Origin of the sequence: Bradyrhizobium sp. SZCCHNR1017, assembly GCF_032381375.1 — a bacterium.
Lineage (GTDB): Bacteria > Pseudomonadota > Alphaproteobacteria > Rhizobiales > Xanthobacteraceae > Bradyrhizobium.
The window spans coordinates 88121-106359 of record NZ_JAUHIR010000006.1 but is presented as its reverse complement, the minus strand read 5'-3'; the positions used below and the strand labels follow the sequence as shown (position 1 = coordinate 106359).

The 18239-nt window shown below is 64.6% G+C and carries 17 protein-coding genes; 14 read left to right on the top strand and 3 right to left on the bottom strand.

Annotation, left to right across the window (positions count from 1 at the left end; all coding sequences use genetic code 11):
• The first annotated feature begins 187 nt into the window (after positions 1–187).
• From cobS to QW863_RS16835, 11 genes are all read left to right on the top strand, one after another.
• A complete protein-coding gene (gene cobS, locus QW863_RS16885) occupies positions 188–1186 on the top strand; it encodes a cobaltochelatase subunit CobS (RefSeq protein ID WP_315715231.1) in 999 nt (332 codons plus the stop codon).
• A 144-nt stretch (positions 1187–1330) separates the two neighbouring features.
• Positions 1331–3232: a cobaltochelatase subunit CobT gene (gene cobT / locus QW863_RS16880; protein ID WP_315715232.1), complete on the top strand. Its 1902-nt coding sequence runs from the start codon at positions 1331–1333 to the stop codon at positions 3230–3232.
• A gap of 66 nt (positions 3233–3298) precedes the next feature.
• Positions 3299–4375 (top strand): esterase-like activity of phytase family protein, encoded by a 1077-nt coding sequence (locus QW863_RS16875; RefSeq protein WP_315715233.1) that lies wholly within the window; start codon positions 3299–3301, stop codon positions 4373–4375.
• 236 nt (positions 4376–4611) lie between these two features.
• Positions 4612–6504, top strand: a complete 1893-nt coding sequence (locus QW863_RS16870; protein WP_315715234.1) for an RDD family protein — start codon at positions 4612–4614, stop codon at positions 6502–6504.
• 181 nt (positions 6505–6685) lie between these two features.
• The gene (locus QW863_RS16865) at positions 6686–7786 is read left to right on the top strand and encodes an LLM class flavin-dependent oxidoreductase (RefSeq protein ID WP_315715235.1); all 1101 of its coding nucleotides are present in this window, start codon (positions 6686–6688) and stop codon (positions 7784–7786) included.
• A gap of 185 nt (positions 7787–7971) precedes the next feature.
• Entirely contained in the window at positions 7972–8394 is a 423-nt protein-coding gene (locus tag QW863_RS16860) for a hypothetical protein (protein WP_315715425.1), read from the top strand.
• A 322-nt stretch (positions 8395–8716) separates the two neighbouring features.
• On the top strand, positions 8717–10264 hold the full coding sequence (locus QW863_RS16855; RefSeq protein WP_315715236.1) for an ABC transporter substrate-binding protein: 1548 nt from the start codon (positions 8717–8719) through the stop codon (positions 10262–10264).
• 80 nt (positions 10265–10344) lie between these two features.
• Positions 10345–11316 carry an ABC transporter permease gene (locus tag QW863_RS16850; RefSeq protein WP_315715237.1) on the top strand — a complete coding sequence of 324 codons (972 nt, stop codon included), beginning with the start codon at positions 10345–10347 and terminating at the stop codon, positions 11314–11316.
• Entirely contained in the window at positions 11313–12152 is an 840-nt protein-coding gene (locus tag QW863_RS16845; protein ID WP_315768026.1) for an ABC transporter permease, read from the top strand. Before QW863_RS16850 ends, QW863_RS16845 begins: the two co-directional genes overlap by 4 nt.
• 3 nt (positions 12153–12155) lie before the next feature.
• On the top strand, positions 12156–13766 hold the full coding sequence (locus QW863_RS16840; RefSeq protein ID WP_315715239.1) for an ABC transporter ATP-binding protein: 1611 nt from the start codon (positions 12156–12158) through the stop codon (positions 13764–13766).
• A gap of 259 nt (positions 13767–14025) precedes the next feature.
• Complete coding sequence (locus tag QW863_RS16835; RefSeq protein ID WP_315715240.1) at positions 14026–14214, top strand: hypothetical protein; 189 nt, start codon at positions 14026–14028, stop codon at positions 14212–14214.
• A 47-nt stretch (positions 14215–14261) separates the two neighbouring features.
• On the opposite strand, the gene rpsU is transcribed toward QW863_RS16835, so the two are convergent.
• Entirely contained in the window at positions 14262–14585 is a 324-nt protein-coding gene (rpsU, locus tag QW863_RS16830; protein WP_315715241.1) for a 30S ribosomal protein S21, read from the bottom strand.
• A gap of 458 nt (positions 14586–15043) precedes the next feature.
• Between rpsU and QW863_RS16825 the strand changes: the two genes are divergently transcribed.
• The 3 genes from QW863_RS16825 to QW863_RS16815 all read left to right on the top strand — a co-directional run bounded on the left by QW863_RS16825 (position 15044) and on the right by QW863_RS16815 (position 16030).
• Complete coding sequence (locus QW863_RS16825; RefSeq protein WP_315715242.1) at positions 15044–15250, top strand: cold-shock protein; 207 nt, start codon at positions 15044–15046, stop codon at positions 15248–15250.
• A 136-nt stretch (positions 15251–15386) separates the two neighbouring features.
• On the top strand, positions 15387–15623 hold the full coding sequence (locus QW863_RS16820) for a transcriptional regulator (RefSeq protein ID WP_315715243.1): 237 nt from the start codon (positions 15387–15389) through the stop codon (positions 15621–15623).
• 158 nt (positions 15624–15781) lie between these two features.
• Positions 15782–16030 (top strand): hypothetical protein, encoded by a 249-nt coding sequence (locus QW863_RS16815; protein WP_315715244.1) that lies wholly within the window; start codon positions 15782–15784, stop codon positions 16028–16030.
• A gap of 60 nt (positions 16031–16090) precedes the next feature.
• Here the strand turns inward: QW863_RS16815 and QW863_RS16810 are convergent, their stop codons facing one another.
• Together QW863_RS16810 and rpmB are read right to left on the bottom strand one after the other, a co-directional pair.
• Positions 16091–17353 (bottom strand): DUF2235 domain-containing protein, encoded by a 1263-nt coding sequence (locus QW863_RS16810; protein ID WP_315715245.1) that lies wholly within the window; start codon positions 17351–17353, stop codon positions 16091–16093.
• Between the two features lie 343 nt (positions 17354–17696).
• Positions 17697–18005 (bottom strand): 50S ribosomal protein L28, encoded by a 309-nt coding sequence (gene rpmB / locus QW863_RS16805; RefSeq protein ID WP_172114511.1) that lies wholly within the window; start codon positions 18003–18005, stop codon positions 17697–17699.
• Between the last annotated feature and the right edge of the window lie 234 nt (positions 18006–18239).

Below are 18239 nucleotides of genomic sequence, written 5' to 3'. Positions count from 1 at the left end.
GCACGATTCGCAGGGCAGCCTTTCGAAAACGGCCACTCATGCCTATCTCGATGATATAACGACGGAACTTTGATCAAGGCTTAGGCTTCTGCCCGCGCGTGCTCTCTGCTAGGCTGGCGTCGAAGCCCTTCAACCGCAGCCAAACATGAAATCTGGTTTCGGGAATGCCCGGGACCTCGGAGGATGAATGACGACCGCCGCTACGACCAATGCGCAGGAGATGACCGGTGTGCCCGACATGAAGGTGTCGGTGCGGCAGGTGTTCGGGATCGACAGCGACCTTGAGGTGCCGGCCTTTTCCGCAAGCGACCCGCATGTTCCCGAAGTCGACGCCGACTACCGCTTCGACCGCGCCACCACCCTTGCGATCCTGGCTGGCTTCGCCAAGAACCGCCGCGTGATGGTGACTGGTTACCATGGGACGGGCAAGTCGACCCATATCGAGCAGGTCGCGGCGCGACTCAACTGGCCCTGCGTGCGCGTCAACCTCGACAGCCATATCAGCCGCATCGACCTCGTCGGCAAGGACGCGATCGTGGTGAAGGACGGCAAGCAGGTCACCGAATTTCGCGACGGCATCCTGCCCTGGGCGCTGCAGCACAACGTCGCGCTGGTGTTCGACGAATATGATGCCGGCCGCCCCGACGTGATGTTCGTGATCCAGCGCGTGCTCGAAGTGTCGGGCCGCCTGACCCTGCTCGACCAGAACAAGGTCATCAAGCCGCACCCGGCGTTCCGTCTGTTCGCGACCGCCAACACCATCGGGCTCGGCGACACTTCGGGCCTCTATCACGGCACCCAGCAGATCAACCAGGGCCAGATGGATCGCTGGTCGATCGTCACCACGCTCAACTACCTCGCCCATGACGAGGAGGTCGAGATCGTGCTGGCCAAGGCCAAGCACTATCAGAACCCGCAGGGTCGCGACACCGTCAACAAGATGGTGCGGCTCGCCGACCTCACGCGCAACGCCTTCGCCAATGGCGATCTGTCGACGGTGATGAGCCCGCGCACGGTGATCACCTGGGCCGAGAACGCCGAGATCTTCAGTGACATCGGCTTCGCCTTCCGTGTGACGTTCCTCAACAAGTGCGACGAGCTCGAGCGTCCGCTGGTCGCGGAATTCTATCAGCGCTGCTTCAATGCGGAGCTGCCGGAATCCTCCATCAACGTGGCGCTGAGCTGACACACCGGCGTCGTTCTGGCCTCGGGCCGGGACCCATACGCCGCGGCCTCTCTCGTCGGGTGATGCGGGAGAGCGAGTGCGAACAAACGAACGCCGGTGGTTATCGGGCCTGGCGTTCGCCGGGACGATAGCCGCAGGAATCAGATGACCACACCGAGCAACAAGCCCCGTCCTGGCGTCAAGGAAGCACCGACCGAACCTTTCAAGAGGTCGGTCACGGGGTGCCTGCGCGCGATCGCCAGGGCGCCTGAGCTCGAAGTCTCCTTCGCGGCCGAGCGTCCCGGCCTCGCGCCGGGCAAGGCCCGGCTGCCGGAGCCGGCGCGCAAGATGACCAAGCGCGACGCCGCCGTCGTGCGCGGCCATGCCGACTCGATCGCACTGAAGCTCGCCTGCCATGATCCGAAGATCCATCGCAAGCTGATCCCGGGCAATCCGCAGGCGCGTGGCGTGTTCGAGGCGGTCGAGCAGGCGCGTGTCGAGGCGATCGGTGCAAAACGCATGGCCGGCGTCGCCAAGAATCTCACGGCGATGCTCGACGACCATTTCCATCGCGGCAAGTATGACGAGATCACCGACCGCGCCGACGCACCGCTGTCGGATGCGCTGGCGATGCTGGTGCGCGAGCGGCTGACCGGCATGGCGCCGCCGAACGCGGCGCGCAAGGTGGTCGATCTCTGGCGTCCGTTCCTGGAGGACAGGATCGGCCAGCGCCTCGATGAACTCGGCCGTTTCACCGAGGACCAGGCCAAGTTCGGCGACCTGGTTCACGATCTGCTCTCGGCGCTGGATCTCGGCGACGAGCGCAACGCGGATTCGGAAGAGGACGAGGACAACGACGACAATCGCGATGGCGACAATGAGCAGTCCGGCGCCGAGGGCTCGCCGGATTCCGACGCTGCCCAGGAGATGAGCGCCGACCAGGCGCAGACGACGTCGGACGAGATGTCGGAGAGCGCGATGGAGGCGGCCCAGGCCTCGGCGTCTGACACGCTCGACGACGGCGAACTCGGCGACGACGAGACGCCGGGCGAGGCGACGCGTCCGAACCGCGGCGGCGCCAACGAGCCGCGCGGCCCCGAATATCACGCCTTCGCGCCGAAATTCGACGAGGTCATTGCCGCGGAAGACCTGTGCGACCATGACGAGCTGGAGCGGTTGCGCTCCTATCTCGACAAGCAGCTCGCGCATCTGCAGGGCATCGTGGCGCGGCTCGCCAACCGGCTGCAGCGCCGGCTGATGGCGCAGCAGAACCGCGCCTGGGAGTTCGATCTCGAGGAGGGCATCCTCGATCCGGCGCGGCTGTCGCGCGTCGTCATCGACCCCTATCAGCCGTTGTCATTCATGCGCGAGAAGGAAGCGACCTTCCGCGACACCGTGGTGACGCTGCTGCTCGACAATTCCGGCTCGATGCGTGGGCGGCCGATCACGGTGGCCGCGACCTGCGCCGACATTCTCGCGCGCACGCTGGAGCGCTGCGGCGTCAAGGTCGAGATCCTCGGATTCACGACGCGGGCATGGAAGGGCGGACAGTCGCGCGAGGCGTGGCTTGCCGCCGGCAAGCCGGCCAATCCCGGCCGCCTCAACGACCTCCGCCACATCATCTACAAATCGGCCGATGCGCCGTGGCGGCGGGCGCGCAAGAATCTCGGTCTGATGATGCGCGAGGGGTTGCTGAAAGAGAACATCGACGGCGAGGCGCTCGACTGGGCGCACAAGCGCCTGCTCGGGCGTGCCGAGCAGCGCAAGATCCTGATGATGATCTCGGACGGTGCGCCGGTCGATGACTCCACGCTGTCGGTCAATCCCGGTAACTATCTCGAGCGGCATCTGCGCCACATCATCGAGGAGATCGAGACCCGCTCGCCGGTCGAGCTGATCGCGATCGGCATCGGCCACGACGTCACGCGTTACTACCGTCGCGCGGTGACCATCGTCGATGCCGAGGAGCTCGGTGGCGCCATCACCGAGAAGCTCGCCGAATTGTTCACGGAGACCCACGCCGCACCGCAGCCTGCGCCGGGGCAAAAGCGCAGGCTGCATTCGTAAGCGGCCGTCGGCCGGCTGCGTCCCTCCTCCGGCTCGGAGGAGGTGGGGGAGGGGGCTCCGCTAACGATGTCGCTGCAGGCGATTGCCGACCGCAGGCGCTTTCTTGCGCTGACCATCGGCGGAGTGTCGGCATTCGCATGGTCCAGGACGGCTGTTGCGCAGCTTGCGCCGGCGCCGGTTCGCAGACGCGTCACCATTGACGAGCACTCCGTCACATCGGCGGTCAAGATCGAGGTCAACGCGCGACCGCTGCCCTCGTTCGACCTCCGCGATCGGACGCATCTGCGCTTCGGGATGCTGCAATATCGCAGCGGCGTGGCGCTGACCTCGTCCTTTCCCGGCTTTGGCGGCCTGTCCGGCATCCGGCTCGATGCCAAGGGTGAACGCTTCCTCGCGGTCAGCGACAAGGGCGGCTGGTTCACTGGCCGCATTGCCTATTCCGGCCGCGAGATCGCGGGGCTCGCCGATGTCGAAGCGGCGCCGCTGCTTGGTCTGGACGGACGTCCCATCACCGATCGCGGTTGGTATGATTCCGAGTCGCTCGCGCGCGATGGAGACATCGTCTATGTCGGCCTCGAACGCGTCAACCAGCTCTTGCGCTACGACTTCGCCAAGGGTGGAACCGGCGCGCGCGGCGAGATCGTGCCGCTGCCGCCGGCCGCCAAGCGGCTACCCCACAACAAGGGACTGGAGGCGTTGGTGGTCGTGCCGAAGGGCCTGCCGCTCGCCGGCACCCTGATCGCGCTCTCCGAGCGCGGTCTGGACCCGAACGGCAATCTGCTGGCCTTCCTGATCGGCGGACCGGCCGCGGGACAGTTCAGCATCGTTCGCAGCAACGACTTCGACGTCAGCGATGCCGTGCTGCTGCCGTCGGGCGATCTTCTGGTACTCGAACGCAAGTTCTCGCTGTTCAACGGGGTCGGCATTCGAATCCGCCGGCTGACGCTGGCGCAGATTGCGCCGGGCGCGCTGGTCGATGGTCCGGCGATCTTCTCCGCCGATCTCGGCCAGGAGATCGACAATCTCGAGGGCATCGATGCGCATGTGACGCCGGAGGGCGAGACCGTGCTGACGCTGGTGTCCGACGACAACTTCTCGATGATCCAGCGCACGCTCCTGCTGCAGTTCACGCTGATGGAGTGAGCTGCGACACCGCTGCGGCGGCTCGCGTTGACCGCGGCTCGTCCATGATCGACACTCGCGGCCATCAGATCATCGCGTCAACGGTCACAACCTGGAACTCAGCATGAGCGCCCTGTTCACTCCGATCAAGCTGCGCAGTCTCGAACTCGCCAACCGCATCATGGTGTCGCCGCCCCGGCGGTCAATTCCAGGTAGCGTGCGAAGGTGGTGCCGCGTGTGGCGGGTCATGGCAAGCGATGTTCGCCGAGCGGTTAGCGACAGACCAGGATCTCAGTAGCACCTCCAAGCGCGCCGGAGTCTGGCGCCGGCTTGGCGCGTTGCTGATCGACATGGTGGCCATCGCGGCCATTCTGCAGGTCTGCGCGTTGGTCCTTTTTCCGCTGAGCCACGGCCGCGTTCAGTTTGCCGACGGCATCTATGCCATCAGCTGCAGGAAGCTTGACGCGATCCCGCCCGGGGTCGCCGTGCCCGCCGATCTCAAGCCCAACCGGATCGTCGATTGCACAAACAGCGTGTTCGGCCTGCCCTCTGCCCGCATGGTGCGGGTCGCGCAGGTCACGCGGGACGGTCCGTTCACCAAGGAAGTCCACGTCGACAGCATGCTCGATGCGGAGGGCACTCCGGTCAAGGGACTCTCGCTCGGGATTTTCCTGCTGCCGCTGTTGCTGGTTCTGCGCGCCATATTCGACACGGCCGCCGGCACGCCCGGCCGAAGGATTTGTCGTATTCGTCTGGCGAGCGCCGATTGCAGTGCAGTGACGAATGCCGCGGCCGGGCGGCGTTACGGCCTGCTGCTCTTGGTCGTGAGTCCAGCGCTGATCTGGTCGGTCGTGGTATCATTCCTGGACATCGCCGCGTTGCCGGCATCCTTGCTCATTGGCGTGACGCTCGCATCGTATTGTCCGCTGCTGATCGTCGGCCTCGCTGCATGGCGGCAAGTCTACATGCGAAGGGACAGCTGGTACGACCAGTTCGCAACCACTGCCGTCTATTGCGTTGATCGCGGGTGGGCAAGTGCCGAGCCGTCAACTCCGCTCTCGCCCGCGCCGTTGAGCCCGCAGCGGAGCTACCTTGCCCGGCACTGGTGCGGTGAGCTGTCCTTGCCCGTGTCGTACTGGGTCAACGGAGCACTGCTCGGGGTGATTGCGACGCTCGCGATCGAAGTCGTGACCGCGCTGGTCGCGCAGCAGGGATTCGATGCGCAGCCGCTGCCGGCGCTCGTCCTGATGTGCGTGATATGGCTCTGCATCTTGTTGTTCACGCTTTGGCAGACCGTTGGCATCTGGCGCTCGTCGACGCGCTATAGCGGTGGCGACAACGGCGCGTGGGGCGGCCTGGCGAAGATCATGGTCGCGCTCGGCGTCGGAATCTCGGTTTGGCATTTCTTCACGCAAGGCCTGCCGCGGATCGCAGGCATTGCCGAAATCGTCGCCGGCGACAGCTCTCTGGGACCGCACCAATTCAAGGTCCTCGCCTCTGGCGAAATGCTGGAATTCACCGGTGGCATCAAGTACGGCACGGCCAAGGAGCTCGAAGGTTTCCTGAACGCGATGTCGGAGGTCAAGACGGTGCGGCTCGATTCAGCCGGCGGCCGCATCCGCGAGGCGCAACGGATGTCCGACCTGATCAAGGCGCGCGGATTGTCGACCCTGGTCGAGAAGCAATGCCTGTCGGCCTGCACCATTGTCTTCTTGGGCGGCAAGGACCGCATCGTCGTGTCAGATGCACGGCTCGGTTTCCATCAGCCCTCCTATCGCGGAATCACCGCTGCCGAGCGCAGCCGGACCATAGCGATCGAGGAGGAGCGGCTGCAGAACCTGGGGCTGTCCCGCGCCTTTGCCGAACGCGCCAATATGGCGGAGCCGAGCTCGATGTGGTTTCCTGACCATGCCGAACTGCTCAGGGAGCATGTCGCGACCCGCCTCGTGCCTGCGACCGCAACTGCCGCGGCTGCGTCGGCAACGAAGGTTCGAACCATCGCGGTGGATGGCGCCGCCCCGAACAGCGAGCAGTCGGCCGCACCTGCCCCGCCGCGGCCCACGGTTTACCTGCCGCCGGACCTCGTGCAGCGACTCCAGTCGGAGAAACCTCCCGGTCGCTTTCCATCACCCATGACGGGCCTCAAATAGCCGCGAGCTGCGCTGACGTGTGCTCGCCCCTCAAACAGTCGGTGATTGTCGGCGTCTCATGACGTGCTAGACTTCGCAGACCACGTGCGGCGATGCCGACTCGTCTGGTCGTGTTTCGTCTCGCGTGACGATGAGCGCATCACGAAGATGCGCCGCAATACAAACGCGAGAGGAAAGCGCCATGGAAATCGGATATTTCACGATGCCCTCGCATCCGCCGGAGTGCGGATTGAAGGAAGGGCAGGAATGGGATCTGCAGGTCCTGCGGTGGCTCGACGAGCTCGGCTATCAGGAAGCCTGGATCGGCGAGCATCACACCGCGCCCTGGGAGCCGCATCCGGCGCCCGACCTGATTCTGGCGCAGGCCTTCCGTGAAACCAAGAACATCCGGCTCGGGCCGGGCGGCTTCCTGCTGCCCTATCATCACCCGGCCGAGCTCGCCAATCGCGTCGCGATGCTCGATCACCTCTCCGACGGCCGGCTCAATTTCGGCATTGCCGCATCCGGCCTGCCGAGCGACTGGGCGATGTTCAACGTCGACGGCATGAGCGGCCAGAACCGCGAGATGACGCGCGAGGCGCTGGAGATCATCCTGAAGATGTGGTCCGAGGACGCGCCATGGACGTACAAGGGCAAGTACTGGACGGTGACCAAGCCCGACGTGATGTTCGACTTCCTCAAGCCGCACATCAAGCCGGTGCAAGCGCCGCATCCGCCGATCGGCGTCGCCGGCCTGTCGAAGAACTCCGATACGCTGAAGCTCGCCGGTGAGCGTGGCTTCATCCCGATGAGCCTCAACCTCAACCCCGCCTATGTGTCGTCGCACTGGGACTCGGTCGAGGCCGGCGCCGCGAAGTCCGGTCGCAAGCCCAGCCGCAGCGATTGGCGGCTGGTGCGCGAGGTGTTCGTCGCCGATACGGACGAGGAAGCCTGGCGTTTGTCCTCCGGCGACATGATGGGACGGATGATGGGCGAGTACTTCCTGCCCCTGCTCGGTCATTTCGGCTTCAAGGACTATCTGAAGCACTCACCCGACGTGCCGGATTCCGACGTGACGGTGGACTATTGCGCCAGGCGCAACTGGATCGTCGGCTCGCCGGCGACGGTGACCGAGAAGATCGAGAAGATCTGGCATGAGGTCGGCGGCTTCGGTACGCTGTGCGTGTTCGGCTTCGACTACAAGCACAGGCCGGAAGCCTGGCACAACTCGCTGCGCCTGTTGAAGCAGGAGGTGATGCCGAGATTGAGCCACCTCAATGCCGGCCTCACCAAGGCCGCCTAGTCTCTCTTGGCGCCAGCATTCACCCTCCCTTTCGGGCAATGCTGGCGTCAAAAGAAATGTAGCTAAAATTTTCGCGCGAGTGCAGCTTCAGATTTGACGTTTGGGTGACGGTCTTGCCGTTAGGACGGATCCAGGCGTCGAGTCCGCCGCATGCGTGTGGCGGGTCTGACATTTGGGGGCAGGTCATGCGGTTTCGCGTCAGGAAGTTTGCCCATATCCTCGAACGCTCGGGTCTGGCTCTGGCGGGCGCCGCCTGCGGCGTCTTCGTCGGGGCCCATGTCGGCTCCAGCGTTCCGTTGCTGACCACGCAGGGCTTCCTGATCGTGATGATGCTGTCTGGGGCACTGGGCTTCTATCTCGGCATCGACACGCCGCAACTGCCTTTTCATCCTCATGAGGAGAACTCGCCGGAGGCGAAGATCGATACGGCCGAATTTCTGAGCGCCTTCGGGACCTTCCTCGCAACCCTCACGGCGTTCTTCGCCGTTGCCATCATCATCCTGCGCGAAGATCCGCACATCGTCTGGACGTCGCTGATCATGGTCGGCTGGATCATCGGCGTGATCATGCAGATCGTTTCCGGCGCGATCGCCCGCCTGCGGCGCTGATTTTCCCTGTTCAATTTTTGGGCTAACGCTGTCGCGAGTTTCATCTTGCGGCGGCGATTGCGATCGTGCGAGCCCCTGCATCAGGGGCTCGACCTGTGATGCCGCGTCGTTCGTGGGCGCATTGCGCGACCGACGCAGGTCCTGGCGACGTTTCCAAAGCGTTGCCCGCGGTCGTATTGGAGCCATTCTACAGCGCTGCGCGCGGACGATCCAACAGTCCATGCGCCCAGAGCAGGCATCACATCAGAAGCTGCATGGCGATATCGCGCACCTTGGCGCGCTTGATGCATCGCGGCCGGCAATGACATTTGGGAAGTTCATCATGTTGAAACGGGTGCTGCTGGGTGTGGTCATTGGCTGCGGACTGTCCGCGGCGCAAGCGGAGGAGCCGAAGGTCGGCGGCGTGGTCAACGCGGTGATCCAGCCCGAGCCGCCCGGCCTGATGCTGGCGATGGTCCAGAACGGCCCGACGCAGATGGTGTCCGGCAACATCTTCGAAGGCCTGCTGCGCTACAGCCCCAAGCTGGAGCCGCTGCCCGGCCTCGCCGAGGGCTGGACCATCAGCCCGGATGCCAAGGTCTACACCTTCAAGCTCAAGAAGGGCGTGACCTGGCACGACGGCAAGCCGTTCACCTCGGCCGACGTGCTGTTCTCGATCGACATGCTCAAGCAGACGCATGCGCGCGCTCGCAACAACCTCGCGATTGTCGAGAAGGTCGAGGCGCCGGATGATCTCACGGTGGTGTTCACGCTGAAGGAGCCGTTCGGTCCCTTCATCGGCATCTTCGAGGTCGGCTCGATGCCGATGGTGCCGAAGCACCTGTATGAAGGCACCGACTACAAGACCAATCCGAACAACAACGCGCCTGTTGGCACCGGCCCGTTCATGTTCAAGGAATGGCAGAAGGGATCCTTCATCCGGATGGTGAAAAATCCGAACTACCATGAGAAGGGCAAGCCCTATCTCGACGAGGTCTACTGGCAGATCATTCCCGACGCCGCCGCGCGCGCGGTTGCCTTCGAGACCGGCAAGGTCGACGTGCTGCCGGGCGGCTCGATCGAGAACTTCGACGTGCCGCGCGTCTCCAAGCTGCCGGGCGCCTGCGTCACCGGGGCCGGCTGGGAGTTCTTCTCGCCGCTGTCGTGGATGTGGCTCAACAACCGCCACCCGATCCTGGCCAACAAGAAGGTGCGCCAGGCCATCATGTATGCCATCGATCGCGACTTCGCCAAGGACGTGATCTGGAACGGCCTCGGCAAGGTCGCAACCGGACCTTCGGCATCGACCATCAAGTTCTATTCCGACGACGTGCCGAGATATCCGTACGACCCGGCCAAGGCCAAGGCGCTGCTCAAGGAGGCCGGCTACAAGGGCGAGAAGATTCGCATGCTGCCGCTCGCCTATGGCGAGACCTGGCAGCGCTGGGGCGAGGCGGTGAAGCAGAACCTTCAGGACGTCGGCATGAACATCGAGACGATTGCGACCGACGTGCCCGGCGGCAACCAGAAGATCATGGAGTGGGACTACGACATCGCCTTCACCTATCTGTATCAGTACGGCGATCCCGCGCTCGGCGTGTCCCGCAACTACATCACCTCGGCGATCGCCAAGGGCCAGCTCTTCAACAATGTCGAGGGCTATTCGAACCCGGAGGTCGACAAGCTGTTCGCGGAGGGCGCCACGGCGCCGACCGACGCCAAACGCAAGGAGGCCTATGACAAGGTGCAGAAGATATTGGCTGAGGACGTGCCCGTGGCCTGGCTGCTCGAGCTCCAGTTCCCGACCATCACCAAGTGCAAGGTGAAGAACCTGATCACCACCGGCATCGGCGTCAACGACGGGTTCCGAGACGCTTGGCTCGACAAATAGCGGTGCACTCCGGGGCGCGGCCATGATCCCCGCGCTCCGGTGTTTCGCTGTCCCGCCGAGCTGACCTTCACGGACCTTTCATGCTCTCCTTCATCGCCCAGCGCGTCGTGAAAGGCGTCATCGTCCTTCTCGCCATCATCGTGCTGAATTTCTTCCTGATCCGGCTGGCGCCGGGCGATCCGGCCGTGGTCATGGCCGGCGAGGCCGGTGCCTCGGACCAGATCTTCGTGACGCAGTTGCGCGAAAAATTCGGCCTCGACCGTCCGCTGCCGGAGCAGCTCCTCATCTACGTCAAGGGTATCGCCAGCCTGGATCTCGGCTTCTCGTTCCGTCAGCAGGCGCCGGTCGCCAGGTTGATCGCCGAACGATTGCCGGCGACCCTGCTGCTGACGCTCACGGCGTTCGCGATCTCGCTCGGTCTCGGCATCCTGTTCGGCGCGCTCGCCGCGCGCTTCGCCGGCACGATCCTCGATACTGCAATTACCGTGCTCGCGTTGATCTTCTACGCGACGCCGCTGTTCTGGATCGCGCTGATCGCGATCCTGCTGTTCTCGGTCTGGGTCGATTGGTTGCCGAGCTTCGGCTATGAAACGGTCGGTGGCGGCTATACGGGAGTCCGCCACGCGCTCGACGTCGTCGCACATCTCGCGATGCCGGCCGCGACGCTCGGCCTGTTCTTCATGGCGACCTACACCCGCATGACCCGCGCTTCGATGCTCGAGGTCAAGCGGCTCGACTTCGTCAAGACCGCGCGCGCCAAGGGCCTGCGTGACGGCGTCATCCTGCGCCGCCACGTGCTGCGCAACGCGCTGCTGCCGGTGGTGACGCTCGCCGGCGTCCACGCCGGAACGCTGGTCGGCGGCGCGGTATTGACCGAGACCGTGTTCGCGTGGCCCGGCATCGGTCGGCTGATGTATGACGCGCTGATCCAGCGCGACTACAATCTGCTGCTCGGTGTGTTCGTGGTCTCCTCGGCGATGGTGCTGATCTTCAACCTCGTCACCGACCTCGTCTATCGCCTGGTCGATCCGCGCATCGAGTACGCGTCATGAGGCAGTTCTGGCGAACCATGCTGCGCAGCCCGAGCGGCATCATCGGGCTGATCATTCTCGCACTGGCGATCGTCGTCGCGGTGGCCGGCCCGTTCTACTTTCCCAACTCGCCGTGGCGCATGGCGCAGCGGCCGTTCGTTCCGCCGTTCACGCTGTCGAAGGTCCCGCTCGGCACCGATGCGCTCGGCCGCGACGTGCTCGCCGGCCTGATCTTCGGCGCGCGCGTCTCGCTGCTGGTCGGCCTCGTCTCGACATTGGTGGCGTTGATCGTCGGCGTGCCGCTCGGCGCCATCGCCGGCTATTTCGGCGGCCGGGTCGATGACGCGCTGATGCGCTTCACCGAGTTCTTCCAGACCATCCCGAGCTTTGCGCTCGCGATCGTGCTGGTCGCGATCCTGCAGCCGTCGATCTATTCGATCGTCGCCGCGATCGGCCTCGTCAGCTGGCCGCCGGTGGCGCGCCTGGTCCGCGGCGAGGTGCTGAGCCTGCGGACCCGCGAATATGTCCAGGCTGCGGTCGTCACCGGCCAGAGCAATGCCTGGATCATCTGGCGCGAGATCCTGCCCAACGCGCTGTCGCCTGTCATCGTGCTGGCCTCGCTGATGGTCGCGACCGCGATCCTCCTGGAGTCCTCGCTGTCGTTCCTCGGCCTCGGCGATCCCAACCTGATCTCCTGGGGCTATATGGTCGGCGCCGGCCGCACCGTCATTCGTCAGGCGTGGTGGATCACCGTGTTTCCCGGCGTCGCGATCCTGTTGTCGGTGCTTGGCCTCAATTTGATCGGCGAGGGCCTGAACGATGCGCTCAACCCGCGCCTGTCGCGCGAGGGCAGGTGAGCCGTGGCTGATCCCGTCGTTGCCATCCGCAACCTCCGTATCGCTTTGCCGCCGGGCGCCGAGCGCGCCCACGCCGTCGACGGCGTCTCCTTCGATCTTACCGCGGGCAGGATCGTCTGCGTGGTCGGCGAATCCGGCTCGGGCAAGTCGATGTGCGCGCATGCGCTGCTCGGGCTGCTGCCCGATACGGTGAAAGTGGAGAGCGGCGAGATGCGCTTCGAGGGGCGCGACCTGCTTGCCGTCGATGAGGACGGCTGGCGCGATCTGCGCGGCCGCCGCATCGCGATGGTGTTCCAGGAGCCGATGACCGCGCTCAATCCCTTGATGCGGATCGGCGAGCAACTGATGGAGGTGTTCGAGGCGCATGATCTGCTGAGCCCCCGCGAGCGCCGCGACAAGGCGCTGGCGCTGGCGCGCGAGGTCGGCCTGCCCGATCCCGAACGGATCATCCGCGCCTATCCTCATCAGCTCTCCGGCGGCCAGCGCCAGCGTGCGATGATCGCGATGGCGCTGGCGCTCGAGCCTGCGGTGCTCGTCGCGGACGAGCCAACCACCGCGCTCGACGTGACGACGCAGGCGCAGATCCTCAAGCTGATCCGCAACCTGCAGGCCAGCCACAACATGGCGGTGATGTTCATCACCCATGATTTCGGCGTCGTCGCCGACATCGCCGACCAGGTCGTCGTTCTGCGCCATGGCAAGGTGGTGGAGGAGGGTACGGCCGCCGCCGTGCTCTGCCGGCCGCAGCACGACTACACCAAGGCGCTGCTCGCCGCCGTGCCGTCGTTCGACCCGCCGCCGCGGCAGTCACGCGAGGCTGCGCCTCGGGCGGTGGAGGTGATCGGCCTCGACAAGACCTATGTGACGCCGACCGGCTGGTTCCGCCCGAAGCGCGAGACGCGCGCCGCGCATGCGGTCAATTTCGCGATCCACCAGGGCGAGACGCTCGGACTCGTCGGCGAGTCCGGCTCGGGGAAGTCATCCGTTGCGCGTCTGGTGATGCGGCTGATCGAGGCCGATCGCGGCACGGTGCGGATCGGCGATGTCGATCTCACGGCGCTGGAGGGTCGCGCCTTGCGCGCGCAGCGTCACCGCATCCAGATGATTTTCCAGGATCCGTTCGCCTCGCTCAACCCGCGCCGCAAGGTCGGCCGCATCATTGCCGACGGCATGGTCGCGCGCGGCACGCCGCTCGACGCGGCGCTGAAGCGCGCCCAGGATCTGCTCGGCATGGTCGGGCTCGACGCCGGCGCCATCGGCCGCTATCCGCACGAATTCTCCGGCGGCCAGCGTCAGCGCATCGGCATTGCGCGCGCGCTCGCGCTGGATCCGGAGATCATCGTCGCGGACGAAGCAGTGTCGGCGCTCGATGTGTCAGTCCAGGCGCAGGTGTTGCGGCTCCTGGAAGATTTGAAGGCGCGCCTTGGTCTGTCGATGCTGTTCATCACGCATGACCTGCGGGTGGCCGCGCAGATCTGCGATCGGATCGCCGTCATGCAAAAGGGCGAGATCGTCGAGCTGAAGCCGACCGCGGCGCTGTTCGCCAATCCCGAACACGCCTATACGCGCGAGCTGCTCGCTGCCGTTCCCGGCCGCAAGCACGGTACGGCGTGATTTGCGTAAGCCGGCCGCCGGTCGGAACCATGGAGCATCGTGCCGGGTCGGGTTCAAATGCTTGCAACATCTTCGGCGTATTTGGATTATAATAAGACTGGACCCCGATGGGGCCGCAGGGTGGTCGCCCGAGCTGGTACGCGCCAAGACAGCGGGCTCGTGCTCCCTCTACCCGCGGCCTTCATTGAACCGTGCCGTGCTGCGCCAGTCTCGACAGGATGTCGCAGCGGCGTTCACCATCCCAACGAGGACTCTCATCATGTCGGAGCGCAAGCCAACGGCCGCCGTGCGCGAGGCTCAAAAAGCCTTCAAGCCGGCCGAGCCGACGAGAAGCGATTATGAAAAGGCGCAGAGCGCCTTCGATCAGAACCGCGAGCGACTGAAGGCCGAGCGATTGGCGCGTGAAGCGGCTGACGGCGCCGGCAAACAGCCGAAGAAGCTGGCGTGAACCGCCAGCCTCTTCCCGTCGATTTCGGCGGGCATGCCGTCGCTTGCTCAGCTGCGCGGGGGCGTAGCGGTAAGCTGGTCCCGCGGCCGTTCACGATCGGTGTGCGTCGAGGTCGTTGAGGGGAGCGCGCCCGGCCGCGCTGCGGGTACCTTCTTGACCGGCGCCGGCAGCAACCCTTCGCGGATGGCCTGCTTGCGCGCGACTTTGCGATGGCGCCTGATCGCATCGGATTTCTCGCGCGTCTTGCGCTCCGATGGCTTCTCATAGGATCTGCGGCGCTTCATCTCGCGGAATACGCCTTCGCGCTGCATCTTCCGCTTCAGGATGCGCAACGCCTTCTCGACGTCGTTGTCACGAACAAGAACCTGCAAAAGTGTCCTCCTTGTCTTCATCTCTATCGATGAAATTCGGTTGGCAAAGCCGAGCGGCGCTGCGGCGGGGCGAACGGCGCGCTCAGCAGAGCGGCGTCAATGAAACGTGTTGCTCACAATGTTATGAGTCACGATACGTGCGAGACACGGTGATCCCCTTCGTCGGAAGGCGGGAGCACGAGTGTCTCTCAGCCATCGATGGCCATGCCGTTACCGATGGTGCTGTGAAGATAGGGGCAATCTGCTGATATTGCCAGCGCGAGCCGACTCAACGGTTCCGGCCCTCGGCAAACTATATTTGCCGCGCGGCCTTGTAATCCCCGAGAAAATCTCTACCTTGAGGTAGTTCGATTAGCCGCTGTGCCTTTCTGAATGTGCCTGTGGGCTATTTCCAAAAGTCATCGCTCAGTTGAATGAGATCGCGTGATGGTCGCGCGGTGAATGATTTGGAGATAGACATGCAGGGTACGGTCAAGTGGTTCAATGGCCAGAAGGGCTTTGGTTTCATTCAGCCGCAGGATGGCGGGAACGACGTGTTCGTTCACATCAGCGCTGTTGAACGCGCTGGTCTCGCCGGTCTGGCTGAAGGCCAGAAAGTCAGTTTTGAGGTCAAGACGGACAAGATGCGCGGTAAAACCAGCGCAGAAAATCTCGCGCTGGTCTGATCGCACTGATCTGACGTCTCTGACGTCTTGGGCCATTTCACGGATGTACTGAAATGGCCGGTTTGCCCGCTCGATCCTGTATTGAGCGGGCTTTCTGCGTCTCGACGGTAACCCGCGTTTCCGGAAGGATCAGTCGATGGCCACCAAGAAGATGTCAGAACGCTCCCCCGAAAGCATTGCGCGGTCGGAGCGCCAGCGCGTCGCCGCCGAGGACGGGGCGAAGGCGCGCGCCGAATGGGATCAGCGCGCGACCGCGGTCCGCAAGAACATGGAGCGGCTGCGCGTGTTGCGGCTCGCCAAGGAAGCGGAAGCTGCGCAAGCGGGTTCTGACGCGGCGCCTGCGCCGAAGCGGCGGAAGAAGGTCGCTCGCTAGGGCGGTTTCGTCTCGCCTTCCGACGTCGGCTGCCCGGTGGAACTATCGGAACTTCAGATCCGTTGCCGGTGCTCGAACAGACGGGCGATCCATGCCTGATCATTACGTCTCAACCGCGTCCCGCGTACAGACCCGACCTTCGTACCGAGGAGGCTGACGTGGCCAAGTCGACAGCTACAGACGTTCGCATCGCCAAGGACGAGACGCAGCGTGGAGGCCAGACGATCGCATTCGCGCTCGCAATCGGCGCCACGCGGCAGGTCTGTCATCTCGAGACCTGCTTTTGCACCCGCAACCAGGCGTTCGCCTATCTGCAGCGAAACCGCACGGCGTTCGAGCAGATGGCGCGCGAGCAGTTCGCCCGTGGCGAGGTGACCGACGGCGTCATCCATCTGCGCATGATCTGAGGCGATCCGCCACACGCGGGCCTCTGAAGACGCTGCCCGACGCGCAACGCGCCGTTGCTGCTACTCCGCCTTCTGTTTGACCGGAAGCGGGACGCGCTCATAGGACGCGGGCAGATTGACGGGCCGGTAGTCCTGCGATTCCGCGATCCGCATCAGCACGCTCTCGTGGATGAACGCGCCCTCGGGAATGAAGCGCGGCTCGCAATTCGGAACGTACAATCCGAAATGCGCCTTGCGCTCCGGCCACTCCTTGTACGTCGCGCTCTTCGGCAGCCATTCCAGCAGCCGCCAGGCCGGCGTCATCGAATCGTGCAGGGGGCCCTGGACGCTCGGCGCCACATAGGAGAACGGACTGTTCTTGCGCTGCACGCCCCAGGCGAGCTGATTCACCGTGCGCGGATTGACCGTCAGCCCGGCCTCGACCGCCTCGTCGATCATCCACAGCAGCGGATATTTCGAAGCCGCCGACCGCACCTCGGGATAGCCGCCGCCGACGTCGGAATGCACGCCGGCGAACCACACCTGTTTGGCGTCCTGCGGTCGCGCCTGCGCCTTGTTGAAGCGGTTCGGCGTGAAGGTCTGCGGCATCCCCCACGGCTTCAGCCGGAACATGCAGCGGCGCTCGTCGATCGCCGCAGCCTGACGGAAGATCTTCACGCTCGGGTTCTCGATCGTGAAGGCGAGCTCCTCGAGGCTCGGCAGCGCAAACAGCCGGTCGGTGCGCGGCACGATCACGCTCGCCACCGTGTCCCACACGCCGACGAAATGGATCGTCGGCCAGCGCGTCGAGGTGATCCGCGCGAACTGCGCGGCCTGGTCGGCGCGGCTCTCCGGGATCGGCCCGTCCTCCTCGGTGCTCTCGAGCTCCTTGGTGATGCCGCGCCCGGCCTTCGGATTGTCGGAGGAGTACTTCTTGTAGGCAATCACGCCTGGGCCGACGAGATTGATCTGACCCGGCGAGATCAGCCCGATCTTGTGGATCAGCCCGGCCAGCACGCGCACGGTGTAGGCGCCCCGCGAGAAGCCGAACAGGAAGATGCGATCGCCGTCCTGGTACTGCGTGGCCAGGAAAGAGTAGGCGTTGATGACGTTGTCGTCGAGGCCGTAGCCCGTCGCGAGCCCCAGCACCATGTTGAAATTGGCCTTGAAGCGATGCCAGCTGTCGGGCTGCGTCAACGTGCCGACGCCGGGATCGTAGAACACGACCTGATGCGGTGTCGTCTTGTCGGTCTTGCGCAGGCACCGATAAAGCTTGAGCACGTTCGAGATGTTCTCGCTGATCTCGTTGCCGGTGCCGTCGCAGCAGATGACAATATTCTTCATGGCAAAGGAATGTCCGCAATAATGCTACCGCAACGAGTGTAGAGCATCCGGCTGGTGTTGGGGAGGTCGGTTCCCTATGGCACTTCGTCTGGGTCGCTGTTGCGCGCGGCGCGGCGGACATCGCGAAGTGACTGCGGGGCGCCGTTGTACGAACGGATGGTCACCCGACCAGTCCTGCCGCCCCACGCCTGCTGCCCGTGTCCAGAGTTGTCAGTTGGTCACGGCATCCGCAAGCAAAACGGCCGGATCTCTCGACCCGGCCGTTTCGACATCTCGTTCAGCTTGAAGCCGCGCCCGTGACGCGTCCGGCTTCTGCATCAATCCTGAATTTCGGCGCGCTCTCTCAGCTCGCCTTGGCGACCGGGGCAGCGTCCGCCGCCTTCTTCTCGATGGCGCGCTTCAGCTCCAGCGCGCGCGGCGACAGGGTCGCGGCGTTGGCCTTGAGCAGATAGGCATCGAGGCCGCCATTGTGGTCGACGCTCTTGAGCGCGTTGGTGGAGACGCGCAGGCGCACGTTGCGGCCGAGTGCATCCGAGATGAAGGTCACGTTGCACAGGTTCGGCAGGAAGCGCCGCTTGGTCTTGATGTTGGAGTGGCTGACCTTGTGGCCAACCTGGGGACCCTTGGCCGTCAGTTCACAGCGCCGCGACATGGCAATAAATCCTCTCTCATCCCCGCACCCTTCGTCCGCCTGTGTCGGCGGGCCGCGGGGGTCCAAAACTCGTCCAGCTCGTCTCTGGGAGATGCGGTCGTATAGGGGGGATGCGGCTTTTCGTCAAGGTTTTGAAGGCCGCAGCGAATAGAGGGAGCCGGGCCGGCGAACCCGAAGGGCGCGACCCGTGCATCCTCCTGGTCGGGCCGAAATCGCCAACCAGCAGAAAAGCAG